The sequence below is a fragment of the Streptomyces sp. NPDC060366 genome, assembly GCF_042725135.1.
Lineage (GTDB): Bacteria > Actinomycetota > Actinomycetes > Streptomycetales > Streptomycetaceae > Streptomyces.
Map to the genome: position 1 here is coordinate 1 of NZ_JBHXDC010000026.1, position 12,044 is coordinate 12,044.

Sequence of the window (12,044 nt, forward strand, 5' to 3'; positions counted from 1 at the left end):
TCCTGACGGAATGACCTGCTCAGTGATTGATCGACAGCGGGTTGGCCGGCGTGTCACCACTGTTCGAATCCCAAGCGCGCACATTGACAGACTCCCAGCCCGCCTCCGGTACGTGGAACGCATACTCGAAAGTAAACATTCCACGATCAATCTCGATGCTGTCTTCGTGGTACACCACCGGATCGGCAGGGTTTCTGAAGATTGCCCACGCAATATCCACACCCCCCTCCATGGTGAAGTTCATTCCACGGATCCGAACATTAGAGCTGCCGATGTTCTCCCCAGCAATGCGTGGCTTCATTGGATAGGGAAGACAGAAATTAAGCGTGCCGTCGAGACTTACGGGGCTGTAATGATCTCCTCCGTCCGCCGGGCAGACCGAGTTGTACATGAAACCACCAAAGAATAGTGCCTGACATTTCCAGCAATTACGCCAATTGCTCTGAAGGTGATCACCGTCACCTAGACCGTGAACCAGTCTGTAGTTGGGTGCGGGGTCACCGTGAACGTGCCCGTGGCCGGGGCGTGCGGGACAGACGCCATCCTCCCCGTAATGCGGCGGACTGTCCGGGTGGCCAGAAAAGTAAAGAACGTAACAGTAGATGCATCGCCGCCAATCCGCCTGGAAGGGAACAAACGGCACCGATGTCTCACCTAGGGTGAACTGCGGCCCTGCGGGTTGATGCATACCACTCTTCGGGCACTTCCCCATGTCGTAATCCTCATGGTCGCCGTAGTAGCCGGCGTAAAAAAGCCCTTGGCAGTCCGAGCAGTTCCGCCACATAAGCGCACCTTCCATCTTCCGGTAAGCCGGCATCTACGCCTGCGTTGCCCCCGGAAGTCTGGGCATTTTGGGACCTCGCATGGGCCCATTTACTCGCCACTATGGAGTCGTCTCAGGTGAAGGGCATCCGGATGCACCCATTCAGGTGAAGTGACGCAGGGCAACGTCATCGCCGCAATATGTTGGACCAGGCCCGAGCTCATCTCGCGCCAGCATTGCTCGACCAGGACAGTCATGGGCATCTCGGCGGCGGCGTCCGCCTGTCCACTCCATAAGGAGAAGGCTCAGCCTGCCGTTTGACGTCGGAAGTCCCTCGGACGATCCTGACCGCGTTCGCCGTGAGGAGGACGTACGCCTGCCATGATCGGGTGCATGACAGTCATACGTCCCCGGCTCGTTGCTGCCCTGCCCCTTCTCCTGCTCGCCGTAGCGGCGGCCGGTTGCGCCGATCGGGCGGCCGATCCCCGCGCAGGCGGGCCGGGTCAGACAACGTCCTCGGCCGCGCCAAAAGGCCACTGTCCACTTCCCGAGGAACAGCCGACGACGCCGTCCCCCTGCATCACGTTCGACTGGAACAAGCGGGTGGCGGAGAACCACGCGTATCGAGAGCCGATGCCGATCACCGAAGAACAGAAGAAGGAGCAGATACCGCGGGCGGACGCGCTGGCCGCGGTCTTGAAGAAGCTCGCGGACGTCGGGACCACGGAGAGCGGCCTCCGAGCTGCGGCTGCCGACGCTCTCGAGCTGAAGCCGGAGCAGATCGAGATGAGGGGGCATGACTTCGCCCCACTCCGCGAAGTGCTGGTCGGCGGGGGCGAGGGGCGGGCGTGCGTCAACGGCACGGTCAACATCGCCGGCCAAGTCGACGCAGAGGTCGTCGGCCGCACAGCCGACGGACCGTGTCTGCCCGGCCTGGGCGGCCACTGAACACATGAGTCGATACCAACGGCTGGATCTCCGCGGCGTCGCCCGGCTCTTCCACGTTGCGCAGTACCACGTTGACGGAGTGTGAGAGTGACATCGCCCGGCGCGTTCCCTGGAAGAAGTGTCGCGCTGCCCGTTCTTCGAGGCCGGAAGGGCGTTTTCGACCTCCCTCGGTTACCGTCGAACTCGCCGGAGAATTCGGCGGGTTTCAGGAAGTCCAGCCCTTGGGTCGCGACGGAGAAGGCGAGAACGACCTAGCGGAGCGGTGCGCGCGTTCGACCAGGCGGTGAGGCCGGGCCGGGAGTCCCGAAGCCGTGCCGGGCCGTCGCCGTCTCCGAAATCACAGCGCTTGCCAGGGTCTTTCCGTCGGGACTGAAGACTCCCGAGCAGCGGTCGCCGGGGCGTAGGCGGAGACTGCCTGGGCCCCCAGCGTCCTTCCTCACCTGGGGCTACCAGTACGGGTTCGATTCCTTGGCCCGTCAGGTTCCACGACTCGAAGTCGGGGTTTGGGCCAACTGACGAGTGCGCTGTCGAGGCGTGTGCCGACGTGGCGTAGTAGGCAGCGAAGGGGATTCGGGCCTGACGGGCGAAGGCGGTGCGCGAGACACGGGCAACGGCCTCACTCCGAGACACGCGGAAGCCGCGTGCCGCGGCTTGAAGCCGTGGGGCCGCGGTTAGGTTCGGTACCGTGAGACGGCGTCGGCCGCCGAGCACGCGGCTGCGCTCCGTCCGGCCCTTGCACGGGCACGGTGGTTCGCGTAGGTGCGCCGCTCGGCCCTGTAGGAGAAGGCCCCCTCGGTTGTCGGCTTCCTGAGCTTGTCTTTTAACCGCCGGTGCGGGCACCGGCGTTGGGGAGTCGAGTGCTCGGGCAGAGGAAGAAGAGTTCGGGATCCCCCTCGTCGAGACCGTGGAGCAAACCGGCCGGGTGCCACTGGGCGTGTTGCAGTAGCCGCTGCATGGGGTGGTTGGAGACGTTGGTTGAAGTGAACAGCTTCGTGGTGGTGCACACGGTCTCGACCGCCGTGAGGAGACGTGCTCCTACGCCTCGTCGGCGGGCACTGGGGGCGACCATCAGCATGGTGAGGAAGCCCTGTTCGAAGAACGTGTACTCCAACACGCTGTAGCCCACAGGTCCTGATGTGTCTCGGGCCATGTGGATGACACCGTGTTCGCACCAGCGCCGGATGGTGTCCCGTCGCGCGTGGTCGCCTGCTGCCGCGACGGAATCGATCTTGGTTAGCGCCGGCCAATCCGATGTGTCGGCGCGGTCCACTTGGAGCCCACGGAGGTTCTCGACATCCATGTGGTGCATCGTGGCAGCGTACGGGTGGTCGACGCTCTCCTATTGGCATTCGGCGCGGCTCCCTTCTTGGGGTGGGCTGGTCGGTTGAACGCGTCGACAAATGCTGCATCAGTCGCCCCGGGTGATGGTTGAAAAGGAGGCCGCCGATAGGGCTTTTCGGCCACTTCGTGTCGTCGAACCGACCGATGGACATCGACGGTTTACTACGTCTGGACGGGCCTGACGCCCCGCCGGATGCAACTGGCTTGCGGAGAAGGTCATCTGCGACGCGTGAGGGCCAGCGGCTACCCCGCGTGGGTCAGTCGGCGAAGTTATGCCTGCAGCGCCGCTGACACCCTCGAAAGCGGCGATCCGACAACTATCGTCCCGTCCGTGCAGGATCAGTTCCTCAACACGTCCTGCCGGTTCCACGCCCCTATCAACCCCGTCGAAGCGTCGATCAACGTCCCGGAGAACGGGTCGTCAGGTTCGTCGGCGGTGAACGGGATTCACTCCGTCTCCGACCCCCTGGGTGATTCAGCAAGTAGGAGGCGTCACCAGTGGTCACATCTCATTCGGCAGGTGACGCACTCGCATGCCAGGTAAGGACTGACCGCGAGCCCGCACTGAACACCGGCCTTGTGCTCAGGGCTGAGTCTCCGGCCTTCGCTGTGTGCGGCCCTGGCCGACGGTGTTCTAGATGCCGGAGAGGACGGAGGGGTCGCCCTCGGTCCAGGCGTTGTCGACGGTGAGGTGCTGGATGACCCACACCTCGCCCTGCCTCGCCAGGTCGACGTCGTACCGGTTGGTCATCAGGACGTGGCGCGAGTGGTCCTCGCGGGGCAGATGCTGGCAGGCCATGATGCCTTCGAGGTGAGCCGTGTCGCCGTTGAGGTTGACCCGCGGGTTGCTCAGCGAGTGCGTGGTGTCCAAGTGGCTGAGCGAGCCCAGCAGGGCTGTGGCGATGGTCTCCCTGCCCTTGATCGGTGGGTACTCCTGGCCGGCCTTCTTCGTGGCCGGACCGAAGTCGGCCACCGCGTCGTCCGCGAAGGCTGAGGCAAGCAGGTTCTTGTCGCGCAGGTCGAGGCCTGCGGCGTAGCGGTAGAGGGTCTCCACCGCGGCGAACTTGTCCTCGATCGCCGTGGGGGAGGTGGTGCTGTCGGTCGTCGACATGATGCGTCCTTGGTCGATGGGTTGTTCCTTCTTCACCGTAGACCGCTGATCGACACCTGTCGAATAGTGGTAGCGTCGAGGGTGACCCAGTTGAAGGAGTGTCATGTACCGACCTGCTGGACAGGAGCAACGCCAACACAGTGACGAACGGCCCCACGGGCGCCCGGGAGGTGTCGACGCCATCTCTGAGCGCGGGCGCGCCGCACAAGTGGCCGTCGGAAGCCGAGGGGGTGGAGCCGGTCGATGACCTGCGCAGTAGTGTGCGTGCATGGTGAGTGATCAGTCCTCGGCCGTTGAAGCGGATCCGCGCTTCACCCGCTCGCGACGGGCGATCGCGGACGCACTGGCCGACGTCATGCAGCGGACGCAGTCATGTCCTTCGGTCTCCGCCCTGGCGGAAGCCGCGGGCATCCACCGCGCCACCTTCTACAACCACTTCGACTCGGTCGAAGAGGCCGCTGTGTACGTGATCGCGGAGGATTTCCGCGCCCTGCACGACCTGAACATCAGCGAGCGGCAATCGGGCGGAGACCCGGCCGAGGTGGCCGTGGCGACGCTGAACGCCATGCTCGACTCCCTCCGGCAGCGCAGGAGCCTCTTCCTGCTGGCTTCGACCTGGCGGTCGTCGAGCGGGCTGATGGGTATCGGCGACCTCCTGCTGGAGCAGCTCTACGCTCTTCGGCGTGATCTGGGCGTCGACGAGGGGGAGTCCGGCCCGCACAACTCGGTCGAGGACGTCTACACGGCCTCCGGTGTGCACGGAGTCTTCTCGGCAGCTGTCGGGGGGAACACCGACTGCGACCCGGAGGAGATCGCCGGCCGCCTGTACGCCCTGCTGCCTGCCTGGATTCGTCAGCCCCCGCAGTAGGCGACGACCCGAACCGGCGACTCTGCCCCGGCCATGACGGCGAGCACGCTCAACGGCATACCCCGCTGTCCGCCGACATGCCCTTCTCACCATGGCGCCCGGCATGACCGGCGGGCGGGCCGTCACGGCCCCGCACCGTCGGAGATCTCCCCCGCACGCATCCAAGCTGCAGTATCAACCGCATCGGCTCAGACGAGCCGGCCTCCGGCCCGGGCGACGGCCAGGACTTCCGCTACAACAACAAGCTGATCGAGCAGGTGGCGACCAACGCCGAGGCCGGCGGAGCGGTCAGCGTCATGCGTCTGACCGCGGGCCGCGAGGACGCACCCCCGCTGCACGCCCACAGTCGGGAGGACGAGAGCTGGGTAGTCCTGTCCGGCCGCGTCCGGTTCTGGTCGGATCGACCTCGCTGGACGAGTGCGAGGTCCACGACGCCGAACCCGGTGCCTACGTATACGTGTCCCGACTGGTCCCGCACACCTTCCAGACCACCACACCGACCGCAGAGGTCCTCGTCATCAACAACCCCGGAGCCATCGAAGGCCTCTTCCACACGGTCGGCGCCGCAGATGCCCGCGCGGACGCCGAGCACACCGACCTCACGTCGGACTGCGGCATCGTCAAGCTGTCGGGCCGGGGCGGTCGTAAGCCGCGTGTGTCAGCCCCTCAGGCGCCCATGCCCTCCAGGGTCCGTCGCAGGCCGGCGTCGATGTCGTCCATGGTGGCCACGTAGGCCCCCGGCATGTCGACGTCGAGTCGGTCGGCGAGCACGAAGACCCACCACAGGCATTCGGCCAGCTTGTGCCGCAGTTCGGTGTCCACGTCACCGTCGATGCCCCAGGTGCGCTCGGTGGCGAGCACCAGGCGCCCTACGTAGGCGGCGTCGTTGGTGAAGCCCAGCGCGAATTCCGGCAGGGTCCAGGTCCTGCCCAGGACGCGCTGTTCGATCTGTTCGTACTGGGCTCGGACCTTCAGCGCCCTGTCCTCGGCTTCGACGAGTCCGGCTTTGTCGTCGTGCGCCGAAGTCTCGTTCATGGGGTGTCCTTCCGGGGAGGTTATCGATGCTATTTGCAACGCTAAAGGCAGATGTGGACGTTTTCGGTCCTGGTCTTTCGGGTGTGATGACTCGGTCTGTCAGGTAGACGGGTGACGCGCGGGGCCGGTGCGGACGCGGACAGCGGTCGCCGACCAGGACCTCGATCCCTTTCCTGCGCGCGTCAGGGCGTGTCCGTGGTGGCCAGTTCGAACTCGGCCCGGTCGGACTCCACTCCATTGATCTGTACGGAGATCGCGTGCCGCCCGGCGTGGTACCGGCGCGTCGTGATCGGCCTGAACGAGTGCTCCCGCGTCACCTCGATCCGCTCGCCCGGCGCGAGGGTGCGGGTGGTGAGTTTGAAGGTCTTGCCGGTCCGGCCGCCGTTGGCCTTGCGGTGGTGCACGATGTAATCGATCGCCAGCCGGGCCGGGGAGTCACCGGCGTTGCGTATCGACGCGGTGAAGCGGACGCTCCCGCCGAACGGAACGACGTCCCGGTCCAGCCGGGGCCCGTCGACGTCCAGGACGGCGGGAGAGAAGCCGAGCAGTTCGAGCGCCCCGGGGTGGCCGCGTTTGACGAGCGTCCGCAGCCCTTGCCGGACCAGACGTTCGGTGTTGCCGTCGGAATCGTCCAGCCAGTTGCGTGCCGCGTGGACGACGACATCGGGATGGTCGCGGCTGAGGTCGTTGAGATGGTTGGCCACCGAGCGGCGCACGTACTCGCTCTCGTCCCGGTACAGAGCGTCCAGGACGGGCACGGTCACTCCGGGGCGAGCCAGGATCTCCGGCACCCGTACCGACCAGGGCAGGTAGGGGCGGGTGCCTTCGGAGGCGAGCCTGCGCACGTCGGCGTCCGCCGACCCGGTCCAGCCGCCGACGACGGTGCCGAGGGCCCGGTCGAGATCGTGTCGAAGCAGGGTTCTGATGGCGAACTCCGAGGACAGCCGCCCGGTGAGGCTCGCGAGCAGCGCCAACGCGTCATCGAAGGAGGCGGTGTCACCTTCCTGGACGGCACGGGTGGCGACAGCGCTGGTGACCGGCCAGATCAGCCATCCGGTGAAGTGCGGTGCCTCGTCGCGGGCGGTGCGTACGGTCCGGGCGAGTGTGGCGTAGTCGCCCGGGATGTCCGCCAGCAGTGCGTCGCGCAGCAGGTCTGCGCGCTGGCGCAGGGGGAGCGGGTCGATCTGTTGGGGCGCCGCTCGGAGCGCCGTGAGGTCGGCGTCCGGAGCGGCGGTCCGAATGGCGCGCGTGAGGCTCTGGGCGGTGTTGCGGCTGATGAGTTCGTCGGCGAACGGCATGCTGGTCTCTCCGTCAGGCGATGTTGTGCAGTGCGGTGGTGAGCTGCCAGTCCACGCTGTCGTGGTCGATGGTGGCGTGAACGGCAGAGTCCGCCATCTCACCGGTGATGCCCGCGGCACCGGCGCGCGCGTGCGGCAGGCTGTCGTAGGCGACGATGTCGATGATGCGTCCGTCGTCGGTCTCCACGATGCGTCGCCACAGGAAGCCGGGCTGCCGCTTGAGGTAGGCGTCGATATCGGCGTTCGCCTCGACGAAATCGGCGGCGGTGCGACCCGGAGCCGGGCGGAGAATGGTGATTTCGAACGTCTCGGCCATGGTGTGTTCCGTTCTCGTCGCCTGGTGCTCGTTCACGTGCGTCTGGGTGCGTCTGGGTGCGTCCGGGTGCGCGTGGTCAGCGGACGAAGGCCTTGGCGGCCAGTCCGTTGATCGAGGTATCGCCCTGCTGGAAGCCGACCATGGACTCGATCATGCTGTGCGGGTAGTCGAGGCTGGGTGCCGTCAGACTGTCGAGTTCGGTGATCTGGGCCTCGGAGAGCGCGACGTCGAGTGAGGCGAGGTTGGCGGACAACTGCTCCTGTGTACGGGCGCCGACCAGCGTGGACGTCACCTCGGAACGCTGACGGACCCAGGCGAGCGCCACCGCGGCCACGGTCGTACCGAGGCCGTCGGCCATCTCCTTCAGGGCGTCGAGGAGAACGAAGGTGGATTCGGTCAGGTAGGAGGCGGCGTACGCGGTGCGGCCGGAGCCGGCCACCTCGGTGGTGGTGGACGAGTACTTGCCGGACAGGACACCGCTGGCCAGCGGGCTCCACGGGGTGATGCCGAGCCCGAAGCGGCGGGCGGCGCCGAATGTCTCACCCTCGACACCGCGGGCGAGCAGGGAGTACTCGACCTGGAGGGCGGCTACGGGCTCACAGTCGCGCAGCCGGGCGGTGGTGGCGGCCTCCGCGACCCACCAGGCAGGCACGTTGGACAGGCCGATGGCGTGGATCTTCCCTGCGCGCACCAGGTCGGTGAGGGTGGACAGGGTCTCCTCGAGGGGCGTGTGCCTGTCCCACTGATGCATCCAGTACAGGTCGACGTACTCAGTGTTCAGCCGGCGCAGCGAGCCCTCCAGCTGGGCACGGATCGCCTTACGGCCGGCGCCGCCGGAGTTGGGGTCGTCGGCCACCATGCTCCCGCCGAACTTCGTCGCGAGGACGACACGGTCACGGCGGCCGGGTCGCTGCGCGAAGTAGCGGCCCAGGGTCTCCTCGGAGGCGCCGCCGTTGTACATGTTGGCGGTGTCCACGAAGTTGCCGCCCGCGTCGAGGTAGTGGTCCAGCATCCCGAACGAGGTCTCCGGCCCGGAGCCCCAGCTACCGTCGTCGAAGTTCATCGCGCCGAAGGCGAGCGGGCTCACGCGCAGACCGGAGCGGCCGAGGGTGCGGTACGAGGTGAGAGACATGGCGATCCTTCTTGGTTCTCGAAGCTGAGTTCGTGAAGGTGAAGATGTGGTGGGGCGTGGACACACCTGCTGTCCCGGAGCGGCCGGCTCACCCCCGTCGGGCGAACACCATCAGTCCGGTTGCGCGACACCTCGCCAAGAAAGACGTGTCCCACCCGGGTGCCACACTCCTGGGTCCCGCGCAGTTGCCTGCGGCGGTCGGCCGATGTGCGAGGCGGTCCCTAGAGGTCCTTGATCTGCGTGTCACCGACCGAGAGAGCCAGCTCAGGACCGTAGGCGGAGGAAGGCGACTGGAAGCCGGGGGTGAAGGAGCCGGCCAGGACGCGGCGAGCGATCTCCACGGACGAGAGCTGAGTGAAGCGGTAGCCGGTCGGTGTGTCGATCAGGGACCGGGCCACGCTGCCGTCCCGGCCGGTGACCTCGGCGACGACCTTGCTGCGCCCCACCTCCCGCTCCTGCGCGGTCGGCCCGTCGGGCAACGCCGAGAGGTCGAGGTCGATGGGCAGCGGCCGGCCCATCTGCACGTACACCTCGATCGAGGGGACGCCCGTGGCGTAGTGACTGGTGATCAGGTCACCCATGGACACGGACACGCACTCCTCCAAACCCTCGTCCCCGAAGTCGAACGAGGCGACCTTGGGCTCCGGCAGCTCGACGATGTCCCCGTCACTGCGGACCAGCACGCCCAGGTCGCCGATGCCTTCGGTGGCGCTGACGATCGACCCGCGGGAGAAGAGGTTCAGGCCCGCCGCCTCCTCCGGGGTGGCGCTGAGGAGCTTGAGCGCGAGACGCAGGCCGACCGGCTCGTCGACGCGTGCTGCGGCGTGGGCGGCGACGCAGTCGCTGGGTACGACGTCCCAGCCGACGCCGGACATGACCATCACGCCGGCGGCCGTGGCCTCGGCGTGCCGGGAGCGCGCGGTGGCGAAGACGTCGTACTCGGCGGTGGTGTCGAGGTAGTGCACACCCTTGTCGATGCAGGCGTCCATCAGCGGGCCCGCGGTGCGGTGGAAGGGGCCGGCGACGTTCAGGACCACGGTGATGTCGTCGAGTGCTTCGCGCAGGAGGGCGGGGTCGTCGACCGTGAAGACGCGGCTCTGGAAACCCAGTTCCTCGCCGAGTGCCGTGACGCGCTCCCGGTTCCGGCCGGCCACGACGACGTCGAGGCCTGACTGCCTCGCGTGCTCCGCGACGAGTCTCCCGGTGTAACCGGTGGCTCCGTAGACCAGCAGGCGGGGGGTGGCTGACATGGGTGTGCTCCCGAGAACGGTGAGGACAGAAGAGGGAAGGCCCACCCGGAGCGGCGACGCGCTCGGCGGTGTGTCCCGCATTCAGGCTAGGAGCAGATCCGGACACCTACTGTCCTGGTCTCTCACCGGTTCGGCCCGGGCGTTCCTCCGGCCGTCACCCCTGCTCGTCGGCCGCCGGCCGACGTACGTCGTTGCCGGCGTAGAGGGCATCGAGGCGGGTGAGCAGCGCCTTGCGGACGGAGCCGGGTGACAGGACTTCCAGCGGCGTGCGCAGGCTGAGGAGGTAGCCCGCGAGCTGGTCGGGGTCGGATCCGCCGATGACGATGACCGTCGCATCCGGCCCGTCCGGTTCGTGGGTGGCGACAATGGGTGCCACCAGGCGCCGGGCTTCGTCGTAGGGCAGGGGAAGCCGGACGCGGGCGTAGAAGGGGTACCCGGTGCGGGTGATGGTGTCGGAGACCATCCGGGCGGCGTCAGGAGCATCGGGCAGGCTGACCACTTCCCCGGTGGACCTGGCTTCGACCACCCTGTCGGCGCGGAACGTCCGCCAGGCCGAACGCTCGACGTCGCGGGCCACGAAGTACCAGTGGGCGCCGGTGTACACCAGACGGTGCGGATCGACGCACCGCACGGTGGTGGCCCCATGCATGTCGCGGTAGGTGAGCGTGGTCCGTTCGGACGCCCGGCAGACTGAGGCCAGCAGCAACAGCACGTCCGCGGGCGCCTGCGGGGTCTCGCAGCGCTCCGTGTGCTCGACGGTGGCATCCAGGCCCGCCAAAGTCCTCGCCATCCGTGCGGGCAGAATCTGACGCAGCTTGAGCAGCGCCGACAGCGCCGCCGGGTCGGCGCCGAGTGCGGCGCCTTGTGCGGCCTCCCTGAGTGCCACGGCCACGGCGAACACCTCGTCGTCGTCCAGGTTCAACGGCGGGATGCGGTTGCCCGCGCCGAAGCGGTATCCGCCGCCCGGCCCCGGTACGGACTCCACGCCGTACCCGAGCTCACGCAGCCGGTCGATGTCCCGGCGCACCGTGCGTTCGGTGACGTCCAGTTGCCGTGCCAGCTCCGCGTTGGACCAGGTGGGCCTGCTCGACAGCAGGGACACCAGCCGCAGGAGCCGGGCAGAGGTGGCGATCACGGTACGAACCTATCCGGGTGCCACATGCGGCGTCGTCCCGCGTACGTCGCGGCCGGCGCCGAACTCTCTTGCGTACGGGGTTGGCGCGGCATCAGGCGGTGACCGCACCCCGCTCAACCGGCGCGGCTGGGTAGCCGATCGCCGCGGCGCTCGCGCTGCCGGCCTCGGGAACGCCGACCAGGAACTGCTGCATCGCCCGCCTTCGACTCGCTCCGGGGCTGGGTCGGGCGCAGGCTGGAAAGGGGGAGCGTGCAGCGTCATGCGTGCACGACGCAGGGGGGTGACCTGGAGGCGATTCATCATGTCCACGCTCGTCGGATGGCACGTGGAACTGCAGTTCACCGAGGAAGGCAACCGCACCGCCGCTGCGGCACTGGTCAGACTTGCCGACGGCTCGGAACTGAGAGGTCGGGGCTACGCGTTGCGTCACCCGACCGACCCGGAGCAGCTGCGGGTGGGCGAGGAGATCGCGGGCTCGCGGGCCTTGGCGGACCTCGCGTCGCAGCTCCTGGAGAAGGCGCACGCGGAGATCGACGAGACGACGGGCCGTCACTCGCACCCGATCAACCACTGAGGGCCCGGCTCCGCCGAGCGCCTGTCTCCGTGCCTTCGGTTTCGGACGGGCGCCCCGGATCCGCACTGGCAAGCTGATCGGCAGCGAAGGAGGCCGTGTGACCGGGTTGCGATTTCGCTTTGCAGAAGGCTGCCGCTCTTGATGCGGTTCCGCTTGCCTGATCGCCAACGCCTGGCGCTGCCCGCCCAGGCAGCCGTGGGGCGCGCCTGCCGTACCGCAGCGGCCACCAGACCGACCATTCCTGCCGCCTCGCCAGTACCCGGGCGTGAGCTG

Annotated in this window: 12 protein-coding genes; 3 read left to right on the forward strand and 9 right to left on the reverse strand. The window is 67.5% G+C overall.

All coding sequences use genetic code 11. From position 1 onward, the window contains the following. Positions 1 to 19 precede the first annotated feature (19 nt). Positions 20 to 391, reverse strand: coding sequence for a hypothetical protein (locus ACFWHU_RS35315; protein WP_387230159.1), 372 nt, complete (start codon positions 389 to 391; stop codon positions 20 to 22). Between the two features lie 975 nt (positions 392 to 1,366). Between ACFWHU_RS35315 and ACFWHU_RS35320 the strand changes: the two genes are divergently transcribed. After that, positions 1,367 to 1,711, forward strand: a complete 345-nt coding sequence (locus ACFWHU_RS35320; RefSeq protein ID WP_387230161.1) for a hypothetical protein — start codon at positions 1,367 to 1,369, stop codon at positions 1,709 to 1,711. Positions 1,712 to 2,531: 820 nt separating this feature from the next. On the opposite strand, the gene ACFWHU_RS35325 is transcribed toward ACFWHU_RS35320, so the two are convergent. Both ACFWHU_RS35325 and ACFWHU_RS35330 read right to left on the reverse strand, forming a co-directional pair. After that, the gene (locus ACFWHU_RS35325) at positions 2,532 to 3,020 is read right to left on the reverse strand and encodes a GNAT family N-acetyltransferase (protein WP_385795407.1); all 489 of its coding nucleotides are present in this window, start codon (positions 3,018 to 3,020) and stop codon (positions 2,532 to 2,534) included. Between the two features lie 666 nt (positions 3,021 to 3,686). Next, the gene (locus tag ACFWHU_RS35330) at positions 3,687 to 4,163 is read right to left on the reverse strand and encodes a nuclear transport factor 2 family protein (RefSeq protein ID WP_387230163.1); all 477 of its coding nucleotides are present in this window, start codon (positions 4,161 to 4,163) and stop codon (positions 3,687 to 3,689) included. 268 nt (positions 4,164 to 4,431) lie between these two features. Between ACFWHU_RS35330 and ACFWHU_RS35335 the strand changes: the two genes are divergently transcribed. Further along, on the forward strand, positions 4,432 to 5,031 hold the full coding sequence (locus tag ACFWHU_RS35335) for a TetR/AcrR family transcriptional regulator (RefSeq protein WP_385795413.1): 600 nt from the start codon (positions 4,432 to 4,434) through the stop codon (positions 5,029 to 5,031). Between the two features lie 666 nt (positions 5,032 to 5,697). Here ACFWHU_RS35335 and ACFWHU_RS35340 read toward each other — a convergent pair. From ACFWHU_RS35340 to ACFWHU_RS35365, 6 genes are all read right to left on the reverse strand, one after another. Next, positions 5,698 to 6,066, reverse strand: coding sequence for a hypothetical protein (locus ACFWHU_RS35340; protein WP_387230165.1), 369 nt, complete (start codon positions 6,064 to 6,066; stop codon positions 5,698 to 5,700). A 182-nt stretch (positions 6,067 to 6,248) separates the two neighbouring features. Further along, positions 6,249 to 7,364 carry a DNA alkylation repair protein gene (locus tag ACFWHU_RS35345; RefSeq protein WP_387230167.1) on the reverse strand — a complete coding sequence of 372 codons (1,116 nt, stop codon included), beginning with the start codon at positions 7,362 to 7,364 and terminating at the stop codon, positions 6,249 to 6,251. 13 nt (positions 7,365 to 7,377) lie between these two features. Next, entirely contained in the window at positions 7,378 to 7,680 is a 303-nt protein-coding gene (locus tag ACFWHU_RS35350) for a hypothetical protein (RefSeq protein ID WP_387230169.1), read from the reverse strand. 76 nt (positions 7,681 to 7,756) lie between these two features. Further along, positions 7,757 to 8,812: an aldo/keto reductase gene (locus ACFWHU_RS35355; protein ID WP_387230171.1), complete on the reverse strand. Its 1,056-nt coding sequence runs from the start codon at positions 8,810 to 8,812 to the stop codon at positions 7,757 to 7,759. Between the two features lie 221 nt (positions 8,813 to 9,033). After that, entirely contained in the window at positions 9,034 to 10,062 is a 1,029-nt protein-coding gene (locus ACFWHU_RS35360) for a saccharopine dehydrogenase family protein (RefSeq protein ID WP_387230173.1), read from the reverse strand. Positions 10,063 to 10,216: 154 nt separating this feature from the next. Then, positions 10,217 to 11,197: a helix-turn-helix transcriptional regulator gene (locus tag ACFWHU_RS35365; RefSeq protein WP_387230176.1), complete on the reverse strand. Its 981-nt coding sequence runs from the start codon at positions 11,195 to 11,197 to the stop codon at positions 10,217 to 10,219. 301 nt (positions 11,198 to 11,498) lie between these two features. Here ACFWHU_RS35365 and ACFWHU_RS35370 point away from each other — a divergent pair, with 301 nt between their 5' ends. Beyond that, positions 11,499 to 11,771, forward strand: coding sequence for a DUF1876 domain-containing protein (locus tag ACFWHU_RS35370; protein ID WP_385795433.1), 273 nt, complete (start codon positions 11,499 to 11,501; stop codon positions 11,769 to 11,771). Positions 11,772 to 12,044 lie beyond the last annotated feature (273 nt).

Bases quoted from the DNA above. Each gene is read 5' to 3' on its own strand.
- ACFWHU_RS35315 (WP_387230159.1), bottom strand. From the start codon at position 391: ATGTACAACTCGGTCTGCCCGGCGGACGGAGGAGATCATTACAGCCCC.
- ACFWHU_RS35360 (WP_387230173.1), bottom strand. From the start codon at position 10,062: ATGTCAGCCACCCCCCGCCTGCTGGTCTACGGAGCCACCGGTTACACC.
- ACFWHU_RS35330 (WP_387230163.1), bottom strand. From the start codon at position 4,163: ATGTCGACGACCGACAGCACCACCTCCCCCACGGCGATCGAGGACAAG.
- ACFWHU_RS35335 (WP_385795413.1), top strand. From the start codon at position 4,432: ATGGTGAGTGATCAGTCCTCGGCCGTTGAAGCGGATCCGCGCTTCACC.
- ACFWHU_RS35345 (WP_387230167.1), bottom strand. From the start codon at position 7,364: ATGCCGTTCGCCGACGAACTCATCAGCCGCAACACCGCCCAGAGCCTC.
- ACFWHU_RS35325 (WP_385795407.1), bottom strand. From the start codon at position 3,020: ATGCACCACATGGATGTCGAGAACCTCCGTGGGCTCCAAGTGGACCGC.
- ACFWHU_RS35350 (WP_387230169.1), bottom strand. From the start codon at position 7,680: ATGGCCGAGACGTTCGAAATCACCATTCTCCGCCCGGCTCCGGGTCGC.
- ACFWHU_RS35355 (WP_387230171.1), bottom strand. From the start codon at position 8,812: ATGTCTCTCACCTCGTACCGCACCCTCGGCCGCTCCGGTCTGCGCGTG.
- ACFWHU_RS35340 (WP_387230165.1), bottom strand. From the start codon at position 6,066: ATGAACGAGACTTCGGCGCACGACGACAAAGCCGGACTCGTCGAAGCC.
- ACFWHU_RS35370 (WP_385795433.1), top strand. From the start codon at position 11,499: ATGTCCACGCTCGTCGGATGGCACGTGGAACTGCAGTTCACCGAGGAA.